Raw genomic sequence first — 21,529 nt, forward strand, 5'->3', positions numbered from 1 at the left:
CGTTCTTCGTGTGCCATGGGCTGCAGCATCGAGCATGGCGGGGCGGGCGATTGCCGGGTGTCGACCGATGGCGCCGAGCCCCGGCGCATGAACAGCGCGCGCAGACCGTTCGCGTCGACGCTGCAATCCAGCCGGAACACGCCCCCCTGCCCGGCCACGAAGGCGCCACCGGTGGCGGCGCCGAGTGCGGTGAAGCCGAAGCCCTCCAGCCGCGTCACCGGGATCAACACCGAGGCCGGGTTGTAGGCCAGGGTGACGTCGAATTCCGGGCGCAGCGGCTGCTCGCCGAGCTTCAGCGAACTGTCCACCGTGCTCGATTCACCCGAGACCTCTTCGATGCCGGTCTCGGTGATGCCACCGAACAGGGCGGGGGTCAGCGGCCGCTCATTGGCTTCGACAACGATCGCCCCGGCCGGCGCGGACAGGCCGGGGCCGACCGCACGGATGATGCCACCCTGGACCAGCACATCGGTGTTCTGCAGGCTGCCGCGTGCGCTGGCCGTGTGCACCGTTGCGTTGCGCACCAGCAGGTCCTGTGCCGATGCCGTGGTTGCCAGCAACAGCAATGCCACCACGGTCGCGCCGGGCCATGCCCGACGACGCTTGTTCAACGCGCCCATCAGCGCACCTCCTGGCCAAGCTGGAAATCGGAACGCGGCGTGCTCGCTGGCGCGCCACGGTCGTACAGCCGGCGGCCATCAATGAAGACCTGCTCGGCCAGCGCGTAGGAACTGAAGGGGTTGCCGTTCCACACCACCACGTCGGCCATCTTGCCGGCCTCCAGGGTGCCGGTCTGGCCTTCGATGCCCAGTGCCTTGGCGGCGTTGGCGGTCATCCAGGTGATGGCGTGTTCGGGCGTGATCTCCGGCATGCGCGCGCGGCGCGCGGACGCCATCACCTTGGCCGCTTCCTGGTTCAGGCGCTGGATGCCCTCGGGAGAATCGGAATGGACGATGGCGCAGCTGTTCTTCGGGCGGTCGACCAGCGCGATGTTCTCCTGGATGCCGTCGAAGGCTTCCATCTTGAAGCCCCACCAGTCGGCCCATAGTGCGCCGCAGACGCCGTCGGCGGCCAGCCGGTCGGCCAGCTTGTAGGCCTCCACGCCGTGGTGGAAGGCGGCCACCTTGAAGCCGAATTCCTTGGCCAGGTCGAGCATGGTGGCCATTTCGTCGGCGCGGTAGCAGTGGATGTGCACGCGGATGTCGCCTTCGATGGCGCCGGCCAGCGTGTCCAGCTTGAGATCGCGCTTGCCGCCGGCATCACCGGCGCTGTCGCCCTTGTCGCTGCCGAACCAGCCCTTGCGCTTGGCCGGCTTGGGCTTGTTCTTGGCGATGTAGTCGGCGGCATCGATGAAGGCAGCACGGTAGCCGGCCACGTTGCCCATGCGCGTGGCCGGGGCTACGCCCTTGCCTTCGCCGTAGACCCGCTTGGGGTTCTCGCCGCAGGCCATCTTCAGGCCCCACGGTGCGCCGGGGAACTTCATCGCCTGGTAGGTGATGGCCGGGACGTTCTTCAGGGTCACGCCGCGCCCGCCGACCAGGTTGGCCGAGCCGGGCAGCACCTGCATGCTGGTCACGCCGCCGGCCAGCGCCGTGGCGAAGCCCGGATCCTGCGGCCACACAGAGTGCTCGGCCCAGACGTTGGCGGTGACTGGCGCGGTGATCTCGTTGCCGTCGCTGTGCGCGCCAACGCCCGGGCTGGGGTAGACACCCAGGTGCGAATGCACGTCGATCAGGCCGGGGGTGACCCACTTGCCCTGTGCATCAATGCGGGTGACGCCCGCATCGGCCTGCAGCTGGCGGCCAACGGCGACAATGCGGCCGTCGCGCAGCAGTACGTCGGCGTTGTCCAGGCGCTGGCCGGTACCGGTCAGCACCGTGGCGTTCTGGATCAGCACCGGCGCATCAGGATGGGCCTGGTAGGTGCTGGGGTAGGGATCGGCGACGAAGCGCGAGGCGCCCATCGCCGGAGCCGTACTCGATGAAAGCAGTGCCAGGGCCACCCCGGCGCGCAACAACGTCGATGCCATGCAGTTCCCCTTGCAGCGTGGTCCAACCGCCGACGCTAGCCCGGTGGTGGCGGGCTTGCCAAGTGACCTTCTTCACAGGGCGGTCGACGGCGGCTCGACTGCACCGGCCGGGTGGCTGAAAATACCAGGTCCCCCGCCGTACCGGACCGCCCATGAAGAGCAAGCAGGAAATCGTCGACAACTGGCTGCCCCGGTATACCGGCGTGCCCCTGGACCAGTTCGGCCAGCACATCCTGCTGACCAACTTCGGTGGCTACCTGCACACCTTTTCCGAGCTGACCGGTGCGCCCGTCATCGGCCTGGACCGGCCGATGGCCAGCGCCACGATCGACGGCATCACCATGATCAACTTCGGCATGGGCAGCCCCAATGCCGCGATCATCATGGACCTGCTGTCGGCAGTGATGCCCAAGGCGGTGCTGTTCCTGGGCAAGTGCGGTGGCCTCAAGCGCAAGAACCAGCTGGGTGACCTGGTGCTGCCGATCGCCGCGATCCGTGGCGAGGGCACCTCGGGCGATTACCTGCCGCCGGAAGTACCGGCGTTGCCGGCATTCGCGCTGCAGCGTGCGGTCTCGACCATGATCCGCGACCTCGGCCACGACTACTGGACGGGTACCGTCTACACCACCAATCGCCGGGTCTGGGAGCACGACGAGGCCTTCAAGGAGCGGCTGCGGGCGATGCGCTGCATGGCCATCGACATGGAAACGGCCACGGTGTTCGCCGCCGGCTTCGCCAACCACATCCCCAGCGGCGCGCTGCTGCTGGTCTCGGACCAGCCGATGATCCCCGACGGGGTCAAGACCGAGGCGTCCGATGCCAAGGTCAGCTCCCAGTTCGTGGAAAACCATATCCAGATCGGTATCGAGGCGCTTAAGCTTATCCGGCGCAACGGCAAGTCGGTCCGCCACCTGCGCTTCGACGAATGATGATGATGGCCTGGCGCGGCGCGCCGGCCCTGGGGAGTAGGTGATGGACGTTGCCGCGCAAGTGGTGGAATTCTGGAAAGAAGCGGGCCCTGCGAAGTGGTTCGCCCGCGACGATGCGTTCGACGCGCAGTTCCGCCAGTTGTTTCTGGATGAGCATTTCGCCGCGGCCGCGCGCGCGCGCGAGCATTGGCTGGGCAGCGCCGAAGGGGCGCTGGCGCTGATGCTGCTGCTGGACCAGTTCCCGCGCAACTGCTTCCGTGGAACCGCCCATTCCTACGCCACCGATGGCCTGGCCCGGCACTACGCCATGCGCGCCATCGAGGAAGGTCTGGACCTGCAGCTGGTCCCGAAGCTGCGCGCCTTCATCTACCTGCCGTTCGAGCACTCCGAGGATCCGCTGGACCAGGACCGTTCGGTGGCGATGTTCGACGTGCTGGGTGACAAGGAATACCTGCAGTACGCCGAATTGCACCGCGACATCATCCGCCGCTTCGGTCGTTTCCCGCATCGCAATGCCGTGCTCGGTCGCTTGCCCACGGCGGAAGAGCTGGATTACCTGGCCGAAGGCGGGTTTGCCGGGTAGGTCCACGCCATGCGTGGATGCAGAAAACGCCGGCGAATGCCGGCGTTTTCTGTGCTGGGGTCAGAGCCCTTTCCTGCGGAAAGGGATCCGACCCCAAGTCGACCCCATGCCGGGACCGGTCAGTACTTCGGCACGCCGTTGTCCACGTCTTCGGACCAGGCATTGATGCCGCCGGTGACGTTGAACACCTTGGTGAAGCCCAGTGCACGGAACTGCTCGGCGGCCTGCGCGCTGCGGCCACCGTGGTGGCACAGGAAGGCCAGTGCGGTGTCCTTCGGCAGGGCTTCCAGCTCCGCACGGCCGTTGCCGTCGAAGCTCCTGAACGGCACGCCGACGGCGGCGATGGCGCGCTCGTCGGCCGGACGCACGTCCACCAGGGTGATGTTGCCGGCACGCACCAGGTCGTCGGCATCACGCACGCTGATTTCCTGTACCGGCTTCGGTGCGTTCGGGTTGTCGATCGCCAGGCCCTTGCCGCGGATGTCGTCCACCCAGTCGATGGTGATGCCGTTGGCGCGACGGGCGCTGGACAGGTCGAACTGCACGCGCAGGCCGTTGGACTCGGCAGCGATCGCGCCTTCGTCATGCGGGGCCAGCTGGAAGTTCGGCTGGAAGCCGGCGTCGATGCTCAGCTGCAGGGCAGCGCCCGGAGCGTCGGCCAGCGCGCCCTTGAGCATTTCCACGGCGGCCGGGGTGACGGTGATGCTCGGCGGGGTGCGGTCCGGTGCGGCCAGGCCCAGCACGCTGCTCAGCTCGCCGCTGGCGGCCATCTGCAGCACGATGTCGCTGCCGCCGACCAGTTCGCCGTCGATGTACAGCTGCGGGATGGTCGGCCAGTCGCCGTAGGCCTTGATGCCTTCACGGATTTCCTGGTCGGCCAGCACGTTGACGTGGGCGAACTCGACACCGAGGTCCTGCAGCGCGCCCACGGCCTTGGCCGAGAAACCACACTGCGGCATCGACGGCTGGCCCTTCATGAACAGCACGACGCGGTTGGCGTTGAGGATGGATTCGATGCGCGAACGCAGGGCGGGATCGAGGGACATGGACGTCGGGGTTCCGGGAATTCGAATCATCAATTCTAACCCCCATGGCATCATGGGGGATGAGCAACGCAGGAACATTGCATCGCATCCCGGCCCGCCCCTGGCGCTGGCTGCCCTGGCTGGTGGCGTCGCAGCTGGCCGTGATCCTGGTCTGGGTACAGGCTGGGTGGCACTGGGGGCTGCCGCTGATGGTGGCCAGCCATGCGCTGTTCATGGTGCCGGTGTTCCTGCCCAACAGCCGTTTCTACGCACCGGTACTCAGCCGGGTGCCGGACGCTGGCAACAGTGTCTGGCTGACGATCGATGACGGCCCCGGCCCGGAAACCCGTGCCGTGCTCGATCTGCTGGACCGCCACCAGGCGCGTGCGACCTTCTTCCTGGTGGGGGACCGTGCGCTGGCACAGCCGGAACTGGTGGCCGAGATCCTGCGCCGTGGCCACGATCTGGGCAATCACAGTCTCAGCCACCCGCAGGCCCGCTTCTGGCGGTTGGGCCCAGCGGCGATGCGTGCCGAGATCGAAGGCTGCCAGCATGCGCTGCAGGCGCTGAGCGGGCATCCGGTGCGCTGGTATCGCTCGGTGGTGGGCATGACCAACCCGTTCGTGGCGCCGGTGCTGAAGGCGCTGGGCCTGACGCGCGTGGGCTGGAGCGCGCGCGGTTACGACGGCGTCGGCTGCACCCCGGACAGCGTGCTGGCGCGGTTGCTGCCGGACCTGCGCCCAGGGGCCATCGTGCTGCTGCACGAGGGCGCCGCCCACGGCCACAATCTGGTGATCATCGAGCGCGTGCTGCAGGCGCTGGAAGAGCGCGGCTTGAAGGTGCAGCTGCCTGACTCGTAGCACCGGGTTCTGGCCGCGTGGAGCAGCCGAGCGTGGGCTCGGCTCTACAGGAATGGTCGCGAGAAACACATTGTAGAGTCGAGCCATGCTCGACTCCGCCATGTATGCCATCCACGCATGGCGTGGATCTACCGCAACAGCACAGCCGAGCGTGGGCTCGGCTCTACACCTCAGGGCGTTCGGCCACCAGCAGCCAGCTGTTGAAGGGCGTACGCCCATGCAGCGGCCGGGGGGCGGTCACCTGCAATCCCGCTTCGGCAAGCGTCGTCTGCAGTACCCGTGGATCGGGGTAGTGGCGCGGGCGCGTGCCCATCCAGCCGACCAGCCAGGCCAGCCGGTCCGCCATCCGCGTGGTGCGGTCGCGGCCATCGCCGGTGGCAAGCGGTGTGCGCAGCAGCAGGCGGCCGCCGGGTGCCACCTGCTCGCTGGCGGCGCGCAGCAGCGCCTGTTGCGGGCCCGCGTCCAGGTACTGCAGCACGTCCAGCAGCAGGACGTGCCCGGCCTGCGCCGGCAGTGGCGCCTGCACGTCCACGCAGTCGAAGTGCACGTCATGCAGCCCGGCGGCGGCACGTTGCGCGCGGGCGATCTTGCCGGCATCCACGTCCACGCCCAGGTAGGGCTGGGTACCGCCACGCTGGCGCAGTACATGGGCGAACAGGCCCAGCCCGCAGCCCAGGTCCAGCACCGGCTGCCCGTCGTCAGGCAGATGCTGCAGCACGCCGTCGTACAGCGGATCGCTGCCGAGCTTGCTGCGGGTGTAGTAGTAGTCGCGGCGGTTGCCCCAGGCCTGCGCCGGGCGGAACGCTTCGGCGATCAAGCGGGCCTGCGGGGCCGTCAGGGGAGTACAGGGCAGGGGCGGGCCGTTCCGTGGCGTGCCGTCCATCGCCTCAGTCCGTGCCGCCAAGCAGATGCGCGGCAACCGGCAGCGCGCGCGCGCTCCACAGCGCGTACATCCTCGCCGAGGGGTGCAGCCCGTCTTCGGCGATCATCGTCGGTTGGTCGCCCTGTGCGCGGCTGATGTCGGTGATGTCGACGAAGGCCACGCCGTGCCTGGTGCTGATCACTTCGGCGGCGGCATTGAACTCGTCGGTTTCGATCTCGATCGCGGCCAGGTCGCGGCCACTGCCGGCACCGAACGGGGTGGCACCCCAATCGGGGAAGGACAGCACCAGCACGCGGCCGGTATCACCGCCGGCGAAGCCGATCGCCCGCTGCAGCAAGGCCTGGAACTGGTTGCGGTACTCGTCCAGCGGACGCCCGCGATACTGGTTGTTGACGCCGATCAGCAGGCTGACGAAATCGAACGGACCCTGCGGTGCGGTCGCGTCGATACCCGCGTCGAGCTCGTCGGTCGTCCAGCCGGTGGTCGCAATGGTCTGCGGGTTGGACAAGTCGATGCCCTGCGCACGCAGCGCAGCGGCCAGCTGGTGCGGCCAACGGCCTTCGACTGCAACCGCTTCACCGATGGTGTACGAATCGCCCAGCGCCAGGTAGGACAACGCCACGGCTCAGGCCACCGAGCGGCGTGGCTTCATCGGCACGACCTTGGTCGCGTCCTCGGCACGGCGCGCCAGCACGCGGTTGATGCGGGCGAACACATCGCGCATCACTGAGGCTTCCGGCAGCAGGGTCACGCGGAAATGATGGCGGTAGGGCACGTTGAAGCTCGAGCCCGGCACCACCAGCACGCCTTCGTTGTTCATCAGGTCCAGTGCGAAATTATGGTCGTCGAAGCCCTTGGCGGCGGCGCCGATCACGGCCGGGAACGCGTACAGCGCGCCAGCCGGCGCGACCAGTGACAGGTGCTCGCTGGCTTCGCACGCTTCGATCACCGCGCGGCGGGTTTCATACAGGCGGCCACCGGGGGCGCACAGCTCGGAAATGGTGTCCGGGCCATTCACCGCAGCCTCGATGGCGTACTGCCCCGGCACGTTGGCGCACAGGCGCAGCGCACCGAGCAGGTCCAGCGCGGCGCGGAAATCGCCCAGGCGCGCGTCGTCGCCGCTGAGGTGGGCCCAGCCCACGCGCCAGCCGCAGGCGCGGTGCACCTTGCTCAGGCCGCTGAAGGTCAGGCACGGGTGGTCGCCGGCCAGCGGCGCGACCGGCTGGAACACCGCATCGTCGTACAGGATCTGGTCGTAGATCTCATCGACCAGCAACAGCAGGTTGTGGCGGCGCGCGATCTCCACCACGCGCTCCAGCAGTTCGCGGGGGTAGCTGGCGCCGCTGGGGTTGTTCGGGTTGATCAGCACGATGGCGCGCGTGCGCGAAGAGACCAGGGCCTCGATCTCGCTCGGGTCCGGCTGGAAGCCGTATTCGGCGGCGCAGCGGTAGTACACCGGGCGGCCATCGTTGAGGATGGTCGAGGCCGACCACAGCGGGTAGTCCGGCGAGGGCACCAGCACTTCGTCGCCCGGGTTGAGCAGTGCGCGCAGCGACAGGTCGATCAGTTCGCTGACGCCGTTGCCGACGAACATGCGGTCCGGGTGCGCATCGGGTGCACCGCGGCGGGCGTAGTACGACGCGATCGCTTCGCGCGCCACCGGCAGGCCCTGCTGGTGGGTGTACGGGTCGGTGCGGCCCATGTCGTCGGCGATCGCGCGCTGCAGGTGCTCGGGCGCGCGGAAACCGAAGTTGCCCGGGTTGCCGATGTTGAGCTTGATCAGCTTGCGGCCCTGCGCCTCCAGCTCCCGGGCTCGCCGCGCCAGTTCTCCGCGGATTTCGTAGCGCACTTCGGAAAGGCGCTCGCGGATGGCCAGGGGCTTGGGCGAGGAGGTGGACATGGGGTATGGGCCGTCAAAAGGCATGGGGCTTCCATCCTACCGGAATTGCTGCAATGCATGGCAAGGGCTCCGGGCCCGTCACTGCTGGGCTGGCAGGGCGCCGGCACAGGTAGAATGGCGGCGATGACCCAGACCCCCGATTTCATCGCCCTGCAGACCATCGGCTGGCCCTGGCCGGGCCCGGCGCAGCAGGCCGACTGGCAGGCCGCGATGGCCGCGCACCCGCAGGCCCGCCCGGCACGGGTGATCGAACAGCACCGCACCCACTACGTGGTGGCCGATGGCCCGTACGCCTCGATCAAGGCCGAGTCGCTGCCCGAATGGCAGCGCCCGCGTTTCCCCAGCCATGAACGGCCGGCGGTGGGCGACTGGGTGCTGCTCGACGGCATCCGCATCGTCGCCCTGCTGCCGCGGCGTACCGCGATCAAGCGCGGCGCGGCCGGCGAGCATTACCACCAGCAGGTGATCGCGGCCAACATCGATACGGTGTTCATCGTCTGCGGGCTGGATGCCGACTTCAATCCGCGCCGCATCGAGCGCTACCTGCTGCTGGTCGGTGGTGGTGGTGCCGAACCGGTGGTGGTGCTGACCAAGGCCGACCAGACCGAGTACAGCGAGGACGCACTGGCGGTGCTGGAAGAGCTGGAGATGCAGGGCATTGCCCTGCATGCGATCAACGGCCTGGATGCCGGAAGCGTTGCCGTGCTGCAACCGTGGCTGGGCCCGGGCCGCACCGTGGTGCTGGTCGGTTCCTCCGGTGCCGGCAAGTCCACGTTGACAAACACGCTGCTCGGCGAGCAGCGGATGAAGACCAACGCGGTGCGCGCCAACGATTCGCGCGGCCGCCACACCACCACCCATCGTGCGCTGATGCCGCTGCCGATGGGCGCCTGCCTGATCGATACCCCTGGCATGCGCGAGTTGAAGCCGACCGGCGAAGAAACACTGTCCGAAGGTGGCTTCGCCGATATCGAAGCGCTGGCCGCACAGTGCCGCTTCAACGACTGCAAGCACCAGCAGGAACCGGGCTGTGCGGTGCGCGCGGCGATCGATGCCGGCGAGATTGAAGAGAGCCGGCTGCTGAACTACTTCAAGCTGAAGGAAGAAGTGGCCGCCGCCGCCGCCAAGCTGGCCGTTCGACAGGCCGAGACCGCGCAGGAGCGCGGTGGCAGGAAGGGCAAGGGCCAGCAGTTCCGCCCGGCCGGAAAGCCGCGTAGGCGGTAGCAAGGCAGCCGAGCATGGGCTCGGCTCTACAACGGTTGCATCCTGGGACACCCTGTAGCGCCCGAGCCGATGCTCGGGCGGCGGCGCACAGCGCCGGATACGGCAGGGCGCTATAGTCCGCCCATGGAACCGACCGCGACGCTGGACCGTGACGTGGCCCACCATGCAGCGCTCGATGCGCGCCTGGTCGAGGCCGTGGGAGGCATCCGCCTGCTGGGCCTGACCAGCTGGCCGGCAACGCTGCAGGCGCCGTTCCTGGAAAGCGTGGCGCGTGGGCAACCGGTGCTGCCGAAGGTGGACTACCCGAGGCTGGATTTCAGCGAGGAGCGCCGTGCGCTTGCCGCAATCGCCGCCGACTGCGATGACACTCATCCGCTGGGACACTACGTGCAGCAGTCGGCGCAGAGCTGGGACCTGGCCGCGCAGCTCTTGGAAGGGCTGGGCACCGCCGTCGTCGATACCTGTTCGGTGCAGCTGTTTGGTGCGCCCGAGCAGCCGCTGCCAGGCAATGGCCCGAGTACGCGCGAAGCGGCGCGGCACTTCATCCAGATCGCCGCCGAACTGGACCACGAACTGCTGGCGCCGGAAGAGCAGGTGCCGGTCTCGGCCATCGCCCTGCAACTGCAACTGCAGAACGACCTCGATGCGTTCTTCGAATCGCGCATCATCCAGGTACAGCTCGACCCGGAGCTGGTCTCCAAGGCCGCCGCCGGTCCGACCCGTATCCGCCTGCGCACCAGTGCGCGCTTCAGTGCCTACGACCGTGCGCAGCTGTTCCACCACGAAGCACTGGTGCATTCGCTGACCGCTTTGAACGGCCGCGAGCAGCCGGTGCTGCCCAGCCTGGCGCTGTCGTCGCCACGGGTGACGGCAACCCAGGAAGGACTGGCTACTTTCGCCGAACAGATCACCGGCAGCATCGACATCGAGCGCCTCAAGCGCATCAGCCTGCGTACCGAAGCGATTGCAATGGCGCGCGAAGGTGCCGATTTCATCGAGGTGTTCCGCTACTTCTGCAATGCCGGGCAGAACGCCGAAGAGAGCTTTGCGTCGGCACAGCGCGTGTTCCGTGGGGTGCCGCCGAATGGCGGCCTGGCCTTCACCAAGGACACGGTGTACCTGCGCGGCCTGGTGTCGGTGCACACCTTCTTCCGCCACATGCTGGCCGAGGACCGCCTGCAGGTCTGCCGCTGGTTGTTTGCCGGCAAGATGAGCCTGGCCGATGCGATTGCCTTCGCGCCACTGTTCGAAGCGGGTGTGCTGAAGCCGCCGCGCTGGCTGCCGCACTGGGTGAGCCGGGCGAACGGCCTGGCCGGGATGCTGGCGTTTTCGCTGTTTGCCAACCGGATACGGATGGACCAGCTGGCGCCGGAATGAAATGCGTTGGCGGATTGTGGCGTCTTGATTGATATCGGGGAGAGCGGGAGGCTTGCGCTGGCCAGGACACGCCGCAAGTACGTCCCTGTAGGCTCGGCCACGGCATCCATGCCGTGGACGGTCCTGGCCAGCGCAAGCCTCCCGCTCCAGACAATTTCCCGCGAGACGGCCAGCAGTCCACCAGAGGGATTGCGCTTGAAGAGCTTGAAAAGCAGAGAGCCGGGCAATGCCCGGCTCTCTGCTTTTGCTTTTGCTCTTGCTTTCCATTGCCTCCGCGCCGGCGCAGGAAATTGTCGGGCGCGGGTAGGCAGGCCCATGCAGGACCGTTGGCGCCATGGATGGCGCCATCGAGCCCCCAAGGACGGGTTTACGGCGTGTCCTGCATGGGCCTGCCTACCCGCGCCATGCAGAAATACGCAATGCGCCGCAGCGCCCGCTTCTGACTTAGAACTCCGCCGCCACCGTCATGAACAGCTGCCGCGGCGCGCTCGCATGGATCGCATACCGCGTGCCCTTCGGATCGGTCGGTGCGAACGAACTCAGCTGGCCCGCATAGCGCTTGTTGGTCAGGTTGGTCGCATTCAACGACACCCGCACGTTGCGCAGGCCCAGGCCCGGGCCGAAGTCGTAGCCCGCACCGGCGTCGAAGGTGGTCACGCCCGGCACAGACTGGTCGTTGGTGTAGGTGTAGTAGCGCTTGCCGGTGTACTTGGCACGCAGGCTGGCGAAGAAGCCGTCGCGGTTCCAGCTGATTTCACTGGAGGCCATGCGCTGCGGCGTATCCACCGTGATCTTGCCGGCTACCGGCACGATGGCGCCGCCCGAGGTGTAGTCATCCTCGTAGGTGGTCTTGTTCCAGGACAGCGCGTTGTACCACTGCAGGCCGTCGATCGGCTTGAGGATGAAGGTCAGCTCCGCACCGTGGCTCTTCACCGAACCGACGTTGATGAAGCGCGTCACGCACTCCGGACGCGTACCGACTTCGATGCTGGAACACGGATTCAGCGACAGCAGGCGGTTGTCGAACTTCACGTTGTAGGCGGCGATCGAGGCCTGGTACTTCTCGCCAAAGGTACGGAAGCCGGCTTCAAGGCTCTTGGACTTCTCCGGCTCCAGGCCGGCGCTGGCCGCGAACGATTCCGGCGACACCTGCAGCGGGCCACCGCTGCCGCCACCGACGAAGGCGGCGATGTTCTCGGCGTACGAGGCGAACAACTCGTTGTTGGCGTTGAGCTTGAAGCCCAGGCCTACCTGCGGCAGCACCGATTCCCTGGCGGTCAGCGTGCCCGAGGCGATGCTGGTTTCCACGCCCGGCTTGGCAGTGGCGCGCATGCGGGTGTTGGGGCTCTTGATGCCCACGTCCACAGTCAGGCGCTGGTCCAGGAAGCGCATGCGGTCCTGCACGTAGAACTGGCGCGTGCGGATGTCGAAGTCCTGGTTGAACAGCAGGCGGTCCGGGTTCTTCAGGTACAGGTCGTCCAGGAACGGGCCGCTGATGTAGTAGAAGTTGCGCGAGACGTTATGGTCGTTCTGCTCGTACCACAGCCCGGCCTCCAGTTCGTGGATGCCCACCGTCCACGACAGCGCGGCGGTCAGGCCATCGCGGTTGATCGTGTAGTTGGTGCTGCGGATCGAGATCGGCAGCATCTTGTCGGTGCCCGGGTAGGACGGCTGGCCCGGTGCCCACCAGTGGCCCTGACCACGGTTGTCATGGTGGTAGGCCAGCAGCTTCAGGCGACCCTGCTCACCCAGACGCAGGTCTGCATCAACCGAGTACAGGTTGTCGTCGCGCAGCGCACGGCTCTGGTAGTAGGCATCGTCGATGCTGGTGACGCCGCCACTGAACTTGCACTTGCTGCGGTCAAGCGTGCCCGGTGCGCAGTACGCGGCAGCGACGGCGCGATCCCAGTCCGGTGCGTAGATGTTCCAGTCATAGCCCAGGCCGCGGGCCAGCATGTCCTTGGACAGGTAGGCGTAGTTGGCCTGGCTGGCGCGCGAGGTGGCCACGAACGCACCGAAGCGGTGGTCGCCGACATTCCACACCGCCTTGGCATTGAACTGGCGGGTGGTCTGGTTCTGGTACGGCGCGGCCCACATGTCCTGGTCCTGGTGCACGCCGGACACATAGGCCGAGAAGCCGTTGAGGTCGCCGGTATCCACGCGCAGGTAGCCACGGCGCTGGTTGTTGTCGCCGACGGTGACGCTGGCGCGTCCACCGAATTCGGTGGACGGGTCCATCGAGAAATACTGGATGGTGCCGCCCAGGTTGCTGGTCGAGGCCACGCCCAGCGAGCCGATGCCCTGCGACAGTTCGGCGCCAGCCAGGTTCTCGGCGATGATCGCGCGGGCGATGCTCAGGCCGTTGTAGTTGCCGTAGCTGTTGTCACCCAGCGGAATGCCATCGAGCGTGTAACCCAGCCGGCTCTTGTCGAAGCCACGCAGGCTGATGGTCTGCGATTCCTCATTGGCACCGAAGGCATCGTTGGACTGCACCGACACGCCCGGCAGGCGGTCGAGGATCTTCTGGCCACTGGTACCCGGCGGCAGCACCTGCTTGTCGACGGTGGTGATGCGCTGCACCTGGCGGGTCTCGCCCTGGCCGATCACGGAGACGGTATCCAGCGTCTGCGCGCTCAGCGCGGCATCGGTGCTGGCGCCGGTATCGGCGGTGGTGGCAGCGTGGGCGCTGGCGGCGGAGAGCGCGATCGCCACGGCGATCGTCAGGTATCGGGTCTGCATGGTGGTCCGTTGCATTGGGGGTGGTCACCGGCACGCGTGCGCGGTGCTTGGCCACTATGCGAACGGAACATGAAACCTTCTTTACGAAAAACCAACGAACGGTGCAGGACCGGCGCAGGTCTGGCAGCCGAATGAAAAAAGGGGCCGGATCCCCCTCGCAAGCAAAGGTTCACCGGCCCCGCGCACTCCGTGGGGGAGGCGGTCCACGCATTGCGTGGAGACGGGCTCAACCCATGTACAGGCCGCCGTTGACCGGATAGTCGGCGCCGGTCACGTACGAGGCTTCGTCCGAGGCCAGCCACGCGCACAGGCCGGCCACTTCTTCCGGGCGACCGAGGCGGCGCACCGGTACCGAGGCGGCCAGCCGGTCCAGCACGTCCGGCGGGAAGCTGCTGATCGCCTGGCTGGCAATGTAGCCCGGCGACAGCGTGTTGACGGTGACCCCGCGCGACGCAACTTCGGCAGCCAGTGCACGGCTGAAACCGTGCATCGCGGCCTTGGCGGTGGCGTAGTTCACCTGCCCGATCTGGCCCTTGTGGGCGCTGACCGAACCGATGTTGATGATGCGGCCCCAGCCACGCGTGGCCATTCCATCGACCACCTGCTTGGTCAGGTTGAACAGCGAATTGAGGTTGGACGCGATCACCGCGTTCCAGTCTTCCACCGTCATCTGCCGGAACAGCAGATCGCGGCTGCCGCCGGAATTGTTGACCAGCACGTCCACCTCGCCGACCTCGGCACGCACCTTGGCGAACGCGGCGCTGGTCGAGGCCCAGTCGGTGGCGTTGCCCTCGGAGGCAATGAAATCGAAACCCTGTTCGCGCTGCTCGCGCAGCCAGTTGGCCTTGCGCGGCGAGTTCGGCGCGCAGCCGGCAACCACGGTGTGGCCGCTGCGGGCCAGGCTCTGGCAGATGGCAGTGCCGACACTGCCCATTCCACTGGTGACGTAAGCGATTCGAAGCGTCATTGCAGAAGGCTCCTTGGCAAGGGGTCAGGCGGCGAGGGGATACAGGCCGAACAGCAGGCTGCCGATCATCAGCAGCATCGAGATGGCGATGGCCCACTTCAGGGTGAACTTCTGGTGGTCGGCGAATTCGACCTTGGCCAGGCCCACCAGCAGGTAGGTAGAGGGCACCAGCGGGCTGAGCAGGTGCACCGGCTGGCCGGCCAGCGAGGCGCGCGCCATCTCCACCGGGGTGATGCCGTAGTTGCCGGCGGCCTCGGACAGGATCGGCAGCACGCCGAAGTAGAAGGCGTCGTTGGACATGAAGAAGGTGAACGGCATCGACGCCACGGCGGTGATCACCGCCAGGTACGGGCCCCACGATTCCGGAATCACCGCCAGGAAGCTGTGCGACATGGCTTCGACCATGCCGGTGTTGTTGAGGATGCCGGTGAAGATGCCCGCGGCGAAGATCAGCGACACCACCGACAGCACGTTGCCTGCATGGTTGACCACGCGGCGGCGCTGCTCGGCCAGGTTCGGGTAGTTGATCACCAGCGCGATGGCGAAGCCGACCATGAACAGCACCGGCATCGGCAGCACGCCGATGATCAGCGCGGTCATCAGTGCCACGGTCAGGGCCAGGTTGACCCACAGCAGCTTCGGACGCTTGATGTCCTCGGCGTCTTCCACGGTCGGCAGCGGATTGCTGTCGTCGGACACGCTGTTGTCCATCCAGCTGCCGCCCTTGGGCAGGGTCACCACGCCAAGGCGACGGCGTTCCTTCAGGCCCAGGTACCAGGCCAGCAGCAGCACACCGGCACAGGCGATCACCATCGACGGGATCAGCGGCACGAACACATCAGCCGGATCCACGTGCAGCGCGGTGGCCGCACGTGCGGTCGGGCCGCCCCACGGGGTCAGGTTCATCACGCCGCCGGCCAGGATGGTCACGCAGGTCATGTTCAGCGCGTTCATGCCGAGGCGCTGGTACAGCGGCAGCATCGCCGAGACGGTGATCATGTAGGTGGTCGAGCCGTCGCCGTCCAGCGAGATCAGCATCGCCAGCACCGCGGTGCCGAGCACGATCTTCATCGGATCGCCCTTGACGAAGCGCAGGATCACCCGAACCAGCGGATCGAACAGGCCGGCATCGATCATCACGCCGAAGTAGAGGATGGCGAACATCAGCATCACGCCGGTCGGCGCGATCTTCTTGATGCCCTCCAGCATCATCTCGTCGATGCCGGCGCCGAAGCCGCCGATCAGCGCGAACAGGATGGGAATGGTGATCAGGGCCACCAGCGGCGACAGCCGCTTGCTCATGATCAAGTACATGAATGTAATGACCATGCCAAAGCCGAGGATGCTCAGCATCATCTGCGGACTCCTTGCGAATACAGGACGTGGGGGAGTGGAAGGGGCCCGGGCGGCATGCCCGGGAATTCGGGCTTAGAAGTCGTACTGCAGGCGGCCGGTGACCGCGCGCGTGCGGTCCACCGTCACCCCGGCAAGGCGGTCGCGGTTGCGGCTTTCGATCACGTTGAGCATGAAGCGCAGGTTGTCGCGCAGGTACCAGTTGCCACCCAGCGTCCACGCCTCGGTGCTGCCGCGGCGCAGGTCCGGCGCACCATCGAGATGCTGCGCGCCCCACATCTGGTCGTAGCGCAGCGCCACTTCGAACGCGCCGGCCTTGTGGCGGATATCCTTCACCCGCGCGAAGCGGCCGGTCTTACGGTCGTAGGCGCGGCTTTCGCCGGTGACGAACCAGCTGACCATGCCGTAGGCGGCCATCACGTCGCCGCGCTGCGCACCGTCATCGAAGGTGGCGCCACTGAACTCGCCCTGCCACGACAACGGGCCGCGCACCTGCGCGTACTCCAGCGACCATTTGTTGACGTCGGTATCGCGGCCGGCCGAGAAGTCGACCAGGGTCAGGCGGCTGTTGTCGGACAGGTGGCCGGCCGGGCGCGGACGGATCTTCAGGCCCGGAACGCCGTTCGCGCCCGGATTGTCATAGGCCTCGCGGGCCAGCGACAGGCCCAGGTGCAGCACGTCGCCATCGGCGGGCGAGGGCGCCCAGGTGACACGGCCACCGGCAGCACGCCCCTTCACCTGCCAGGCGTCGATGCTTTCCAGGCTGTAGATGCTGGCGGCCCAGGTGAAGTCACCCGGATTGGCCTGCCACGACGCGCCCAGACGGTACAGCGGCGCCAGCGTGGTGCCGGCATTGCCGCGCTCCAGGAAGCTGCCGTAGTTGGAGCTGGTGCGGTCATCCAGCGAGAAGTACTGCTTGAACTGGCCGACGGTGAGCTTGCCGGCCTTGCCGAAGCTGCGCGCCAGGTACACGTCCTTGGCCTCGACGCGGTCGCCGGAGAAATCGGCCTCCAGCTTGTAGTCGACTACGAAGAACTTGCCAGACACGTCAACCCACGCACGGCGGATTTCGGTGTCGTCCTTGTTCGGGGTGCCGCGGTTGTCGTTGTCGAAGGTGGCGAAGTCCAGGTGCAGGCGGCCACCGAGAGTGGCGGTGACCGGACGGTCGTCTTCGGCAGCGAAGGCCGGCGCCGACAGCGCAGCCAGCGCCATCATGGCGGCAGGACGCCGCCAGGCAAACGTGAATTCCACAAACCCTCCCAGGTGCGCGCCAGGCGCGCGGCAATCGTGGGCACCGGACGGTGCGCGGCCGCAGTCTGGGTCGGGCAAGCTGTCATCGTCCTGTCAACGGATTGTGCGGTGCAGCGTAAAAGGCCGCCGGGCGCGCCCCGGCGGGCGGACCCGGCGCCATGCGGTAGCATTCGCTTCCCCTCCCACCGTCGTGCCCATGCGCCTGCTGCTGGTCGAAGACAACCCGGATCTGGCCGATGCGATCATCCGTCGCATGCGTCGCAGTGGCCATGCCGTGGACTGGCAGGCCGACGGCCTGGCCGCCGCCAGCGTGCTGCGCTACCAGAGCTTCGACCTGGTAGTGCTGGATATCGGCCTGCCCAAGCTCGACGGCCTGCGCGTGCTGGCCGGCATGCGCGAGCGCGGCGACAGCACGCCGGTGCTGATGCTGACTGCACGGGACGGCATCGAGGACCGCGTACAGGCGCTGGATGTCGGCGCCGACGACTACCTCGGCAAGCCGTTCGATTTCCGCGAGTTCGAGGCGCGCTGCCGCGTGCTGCTGCGGCGTGCGCGTGGCCAGGCAAGCGAGGTGGTGCAGGTCGGTGGCTTCCAGTTCGACAACGCGGCGCACCGGGTCACGCTCGACGGCGAACCGATCGAGCTGCCCAACCGCGAATACCGCCTGCTGGAGATCCTGGTCGGCCGTATGGGCCAGGTAGTGGGCAAGGACGAGATCGGCAACGGCCTGTTCGGCTTCGACGACGAAGCCGGTCCGAATGCCATCGAACTGTACGTCGGTCGCCTGCGGAAGAAACTGGCGGGCGCACCGCTGCGCATCACCACCGTGCGCGGTGTCGGCTACCTGCTGGAAGCCAGTGATGGCAGCGCCGACGCCGATGGCTGACGTACGCGCTGCGAACGCGGCGCCGGGCTCGCTGCGGCGCACGCTGCTGCTCTACCTCGGTGCGTTGCTGGCGGTGTTCGCGGTGGCGCTGCTGTTCGCCGCGCGCGACTATGGCCAGCGTGCGGCAAACCGTTCCTACGATCACCTGCTGGTGTCTTCGGCGTTGTCCATCGCCGATTCGGTCGCCCTGGTCGATGGGCAGTGGCAGGTGGATCTGCCGTATGCGGCGCTGGATCTGCTGGCGATGGCGCCAGAAGATCGCGTGTTCTATCGCGTCGCCGACAGCCGCGGCAACCTGATCACCGGTTATGCCGATCTGCCGTCGCCGCCGCGTCGGCCCGGTACGCAGCCGCAGTTGTTCGATGCTGCCTACAGCGGTGAGACGGTGCGCTTCGTGGTGGTCAGCCGCAGTTTCGCCGCGGCCTCGGCGCAGGGCGAGGTGCAGGTGCAGGTGGGCCAGACCCGGCGTGCCCGCGAAGCCGTGGCGCAGGACATGGTCAACCGTGCGCTGTTGGCGATCGGTGTGCTGTCCGGCCTGTTGCTGGCGCTGGTGGCGTTCGGCGTGCATCGCGCGTTCCGCCCGCTGGTACGGGTGGAGCGCGAGCTGTCGCGGCGCGAACCGTCCGACCTGAAGCCGCTGGACGCGCGCGTGCCGCGCGAGATGGACCAGATGGTGGCGGCACTGAACCGCTTCATGGAACGCCTGTCCAGCAGCAACGAAACGCTGCGTGCGTTCATGGCCGAGGCCGCGCACCAGATGCGAACGCCGCTGGCGGCGCTGCGCGCGCAGGCACAGCTGGCGCTGGATGATGACGATCCGGACGACATGCGCCGCAGCCTGCAGGCGATCGAACGCAATGCCACGCACATGAGCCGCCTGCTCAACCAGCTGCTCAGCGATGCCAGCGTGATCCATCGTTCGCACCTGCAGCGCTTTGCGGCGGTGGACCTGGCCGAAACCGTGCACCAGGCCCTGCATGAAGCCCTGCCGCAGGCCGGCCCGGCACCGCGCGTGCAACTTGCGATGACCGCCGAGCCGGTGCAGGTGCACGGCGACGCGCTGCTGCTGCGCGAGGCGATCAAGAATCTGGTCGACAACGCGCTGAAGTACGGCGGCGACGGTCCGTTGCAGATCGCGTTGACCGTGGAAGGCGGGCAGGCGGTGCTGACCATCGCCGACCATGGTGCAGGCATCGCGCCCGCTGATGCCGAACGCGTGTTCGAGCGCTTCGCCCGTGGCGAAGGCGCGCCGTCCGGCGGCGCCGGGCTGGGCCTGGCTATCGTCAAGCGCGTGGTCGACAGCCATGGCGGCCGCATCGACCTCAGCAACCGCCCGCAGGGCGGGCTGATCGCCACCATCCGTCTGCCACGGAGCAGTTCATGATCCGCCTGTTCGCCGCTGCCGTTGCCTTGCTGCTGGCCTTGCCGGTGCTGGCCGCGCCCGGCGATGTGCGCCGTTTCCCCGCACAGGGAGCGGTCACCGCGCAGCTGCGCATCCACGGCACCACCGACATCGAAGTGTTCGCGGTGGTCATCGCCGACTACCAGCGCCTGCATCCGGGCACTGAAGTGGTGTACGAGGACATCATCACCCAGGACCTGTACGCGCGTTACCTGCACGACCGCGGCGGACCGGCATCGCCGGACCTGCTGATCTCCAGCGGCATGGACCTGCAGACCAAGCTGGTCAACGATGGCCACGCACTGCCGCATCGCTCGGCGCAGACTGCCGCACTGCCGGCCTGGGCGCAGTGGCGCAACGAGGCCTTCGGCATCAGCTACGAGCCGGTGGTGATGGTCTACAACACCCGCGCGCTGGCCGCGGCAAAGGTGCCGCATACGCGCCGCCAGCTGCTTGATCGCTTGCGTGCCGAAGGCGCACCGCTGCGCGGCAGGGTCGGCACCTATGACATCGAGCGCAGCAGCGTCGGCTACCTGCTGGCCACCCAGGACGCACAGCGCGGTAGCATCGCAGGTGCGTTGCTGGGTGCGCTCGGCGACAACGACGTGGTGCGCGAGGAACGCACCGGCGTGCTGCTGGACCAGGTCGCCAACGGCCAGTTGTCACTGGTCTACAACGTGCTCGGCTCCTACGCGCAGGCCCGTGTCGATGCCGGCGCGCCGCTGGCCATCGTCGAGCCCGAGGACTACACGCTGGTGGTACTGCGCACCGCAGTCATACCGCGCACCGGCCCGCACCCGGAAGAGGCGCGGCGCTTCCTCGATTACCTGCTCTCGCCGCGTGGCCAGCAGGTGCTGTCGCGCGAAGCGCGGCTGATGCCGATCGTGACCGGCAGCGCACGGGGCGAAGACGCACCGGGCCGTAGCCGCCGCCCGATCCAGCTTGGCCCCGGCCTGCTGGTGTACCTGGACGCGCTCAAGCGCCGCCAGTTCCTCGACGCCTGGCGCAGCAGCGTAGAGCCGGCAGGGCGCTGATGTGCTGGTAGCGCCGGGCCATGCCCGGCGGATGCGGTTTGCTGCCCGTACAATGTCGGCATGAGCGAATACACCATCCTGATCGCCGATGACCATCCGCTGCTGCGTTCGGCGGTGGTGCAGTCCTTGCGGCAGAGCCTGCCGCTGGCACAGGTGCGCGAGGTGGCCAGTGCCGATGCGCTGGCCGAAGCCCTTGATGCGCAGCCCGAGGTCGATCTGGTGCTGCTGGACCTGACCATGCCCGGTGCGCATGGTTTTTCCGCGCTGCTGCACGTGCGTGGCTCGCATCCGGACATCCCGGTGGTGATCCTCTCGTCCAACGACCATCCGCGGGTGATCCGCCGTGCCCAGCAGTTCGGCGCAGCCGGTTTCATCCCGAAGTCGGCCCCGGCCGAGACCATCGGCGAGGCGGTGCAGTCGGTGCTCGACGGTGGCCTGTGGTTCCCGGCGATGGCGGCGGAGCGTTCCGAGGCCGATGCGCTGCTGGCCAGCCGCCTGGCGCAGCTGACGCCGCAGCAGTTCCGGGTGCTGCTGTGCCTGGCCGATGGCCTGCTGAACAAGCAGATCGCCTATACGTTGGGCCTGGCCGAGAACACGGTGAAGGTGCATGTCACCGCGATCCTGAAGAAACTCGAATGCCACAGCCGCACACAGGCGGCGGTGCTGGTGAAGGCGCTGGAGCCGGAAGGCGACGCCGGCATCGGGTTGTAGTTTCCAGCCAACGGCGCAGCCCCTCGTGGGTGGTTTTGGGGGCGTTGAAAGCAAAAGCTGCGAGTGAGCCGGTCGGGTGGGGTGCGCGGTGGACGCCACGGATAAGAAAAAGAAGATCAAAAGAAAAAGCAGCCTGGCAGGCCGCCTTTTGTAGAGCCGAGCCCACGCTCGGCTGCTTTCCGGTCGGCCCGCGAAGCCGAGCATGGGCTCGGCTCTACACGAGCAAGCGCAGCGCGCGACCGCTTTTGATCTTCTTTTTCTTCTCCGTGGGTGGAGAACATCCGTGAACTGTCAGCGGCCGGGGGGGGGGGGGGGGGGGGGGGGGGGGGCGGCGCGCCTCGGGGCGCCCCCCCCCCCCTTAGCGCTACATCCGCGC

The 21,529-nt window shown here is 67.5% G+C and carries 18 protein-coding genes and 1 pseudogene; 9 read left to right on the plus strand and 10 right to left on the minus strand.

Annotated features, from left to right (window positions below):
* Together QRO91_RS16290 and QRO91_RS16295 are read right to left on the minus strand one after the other, a co-directional pair.
* Positions 1-620: pseudogene (locus QRO91_RS16290) on the minus strand (amidohydrolase); the annotation flags it as partial.
* Positions 620-1,963 carry an amidohydrolase gene (locus tag QRO91_RS16295; protein WP_285310473.1) on the minus strand — a complete coding sequence of 448 codons (1,344 nt, stop codon included), beginning with the start codon at positions 1,961-1,963 and terminating at the stop codon, positions 620-622. The gene QRO91_RS16295 and the pseudogene QRO91_RS16290, both read right to left, overlap by 1 nt.
* Before the next feature lie 218 nt (positions 1,964-2,181).
* On the opposite strand from QRO91_RS16295, the gene QRO91_RS16300 reads away from it, so the two are divergent.
* Positions 2,182-2,958: an AMP nucleosidase gene (locus tag QRO91_RS16300; protein ID WP_005414446.1), complete on the plus strand. Its 777-nt coding sequence runs from the start codon at positions 2,182-2,184 to the stop codon at positions 2,956-2,958.
* A 43-nt stretch (positions 2,959-3,001) separates the two neighbouring features.
* Entirely contained in the window at positions 3,002-3,541 is a 540-nt protein-coding gene (locus QRO91_RS16305; RefSeq protein WP_049428215.1) for a DUF924 family protein, read from the plus strand.
* Positions 3,542-3,660: 119 nt separating this feature from the next.
* Here the strand turns inward: QRO91_RS16305 and grxD are convergent, their stop codons facing one another.
* Positions 3,661-4,587: a Grx4 family monothiol glutaredoxin gene (gene grxD, locus QRO91_RS16310; RefSeq protein ID WP_049426662.1), complete on the minus strand. Its 927-nt coding sequence runs from the start codon at positions 4,585-4,587 to the stop codon at positions 3,661-3,663.
* Between the two features lie 59 nt (positions 4,588-4,646).
* Between grxD and QRO91_RS16315 the strand changes: the two genes are divergently transcribed.
* Positions 4,647-5,426: a polysaccharide deacetylase family protein gene (locus QRO91_RS16315; protein WP_049426661.1), complete on the plus strand. Its 780-nt coding sequence runs from the start codon at positions 4,647-4,649 to the stop codon at positions 5,424-5,426.
* A 163-nt stretch (positions 5,427-5,589) separates the two neighbouring features.
* Here the strand turns inward: QRO91_RS16315 and QRO91_RS16320 are convergent, their stop codons facing one another.
* The 3 genes from QRO91_RS16320 to QRO91_RS16330 are packed head-to-tail and all read right to left on the minus strand — an operon-like array spanning position 5,590 to position 8,209.
* Positions 5,590-6,309, minus strand: a complete 720-nt coding sequence (locus QRO91_RS16320; RefSeq protein WP_049426660.1) for a class I SAM-dependent methyltransferase — start codon at positions 6,307-6,309, stop codon at positions 5,590-5,592.
* Positions 6,310-6,313: 4 nt separating this feature from the next.
* Positions 6,314-6,931, minus strand: a complete 618-nt coding sequence (locus QRO91_RS16325; protein ID WP_049426659.1) for an SGNH/GDSL hydrolase family protein — start codon at positions 6,929-6,931, stop codon at positions 6,314-6,316.
* A gap of 3 nt (positions 6,932-6,934) precedes the next feature.
* On the minus strand, positions 6,935-8,209 hold the full coding sequence (locus QRO91_RS16330; RefSeq protein WP_197650599.1) for a pyridoxal phosphate-dependent aminotransferase: 1,275 nt from the start codon (positions 8,207-8,209) through the stop codon (positions 6,935-6,937).
* Between the two features lie 114 nt (positions 8,210-8,323).
* Between QRO91_RS16330 and rsgA the strand changes: the two genes are divergently transcribed.
* Entirely contained in the window at positions 8,324-9,433 is a 1,110-nt protein-coding gene (gene rsgA, locus QRO91_RS16335; RefSeq protein WP_285310474.1) for a ribosome small subunit-dependent GTPase A, read from the plus strand.
* A 123-nt stretch (positions 9,434-9,556) separates the two neighbouring features.
* Positions 9,557-10,810, plus strand: coding sequence for a flavohemoglobin expression-modulating QEGLA motif protein (locus tag QRO91_RS16340; RefSeq protein WP_197650598.1), 1,254 nt, complete (start codon positions 9,557-9,559; stop codon positions 10,808-10,810).
* Positions 10,811-11,254: 444 nt separating this feature from the next.
* Here QRO91_RS16340 and QRO91_RS16345 read toward each other — a convergent pair whose 3' ends face one another.
* From QRO91_RS16345 to QRO91_RS16360, 4 genes are all read right to left on the minus strand, one after another.
* A complete protein-coding gene (locus QRO91_RS16345; protein WP_049426906.1) occupies positions 11,255-13,549 on the minus strand; it encodes a TonB-dependent receptor in 2,295 nt (764 codons plus the stop codon).
* A 226-nt stretch (positions 13,550-13,775) separates the two neighbouring features.
* The gene (gene phbB / locus QRO91_RS16350; protein WP_012481221.1) at positions 13,776-14,516 is read right to left on the minus strand and encodes an acetoacetyl-CoA reductase; all 741 of its coding nucleotides are present in this window, start codon (positions 14,514-14,516) and stop codon (positions 13,776-13,778) included.
* 24 nt (positions 14,517-14,540) lie between these two features.
* Positions 14,541-15,869: a CitMHS family transporter gene (locus QRO91_RS16355; RefSeq protein WP_005419191.1), complete on the minus strand. Its 1,329-nt coding sequence runs from the start codon at positions 15,867-15,869 to the stop codon at positions 14,541-14,543.
* A 75-nt stretch (positions 15,870-15,944) separates the two neighbouring features.
* Positions 15,945-17,084, minus strand: coding sequence for an OprO/OprP family phosphate-selective porin (locus QRO91_RS16360; protein ID WP_134735771.1), 1,140 nt, complete (start codon positions 17,082-17,084; stop codon positions 15,945-15,947).
* 232 nt (positions 17,085-17,316) lie between these two features.
* Between QRO91_RS16360 and QRO91_RS16365 the strand changes: the two genes are divergently transcribed.
* From QRO91_RS16365 to QRO91_RS16380, 4 genes are read left to right on the plus strand one after another with little or no spacing between them, the layout of a single operon-like run.
* Complete coding sequence (locus QRO91_RS16365) at positions 17,317-18,006, plus strand: response regulator transcription factor (RefSeq protein WP_049426910.1); 690 nt, start codon at positions 17,317-17,319, stop codon at positions 18,004-18,006.
* A complete protein-coding gene (locus QRO91_RS16370; protein WP_049426916.1) occupies positions 17,999-19,390 on the plus strand; it encodes a sensor histidine kinase in 1,392 nt (463 codons plus the stop codon). Before QRO91_RS16365 ends, QRO91_RS16370 begins: the two co-directional genes overlap by 8 nt.
* Positions 19,387-20,442 (plus strand): ABC transporter substrate-binding protein, encoded by a 1,056-nt coding sequence (locus tag QRO91_RS16375; RefSeq protein WP_049426912.1) that lies wholly within the window; start codon positions 19,387-19,389, stop codon positions 20,440-20,442. Before QRO91_RS16370 ends, QRO91_RS16375 begins: the two co-directional genes overlap by 4 nt.
* Positions 20,443-20,502: 60 nt before the next feature.
* Positions 20,503-21,153: a response regulator transcription factor gene (locus tag QRO91_RS16380; protein ID WP_049426914.1), complete on the plus strand. Its 651-nt coding sequence runs from the start codon at positions 20,503-20,505 to the stop codon at positions 21,151-21,153.
* Positions 21,154-21,529 lie beyond the last annotated feature (376 nt).

Source organism: Stenotrophomonas maltophilia group sp. Smal32 (assembly GCF_030237085.1).
GTDB lineage: Bacteria > Pseudomonadota > Gammaproteobacteria > Xanthomonadales > Xanthomonadaceae > Stenotrophomonas > Stenotrophomonas maltophilia_Q.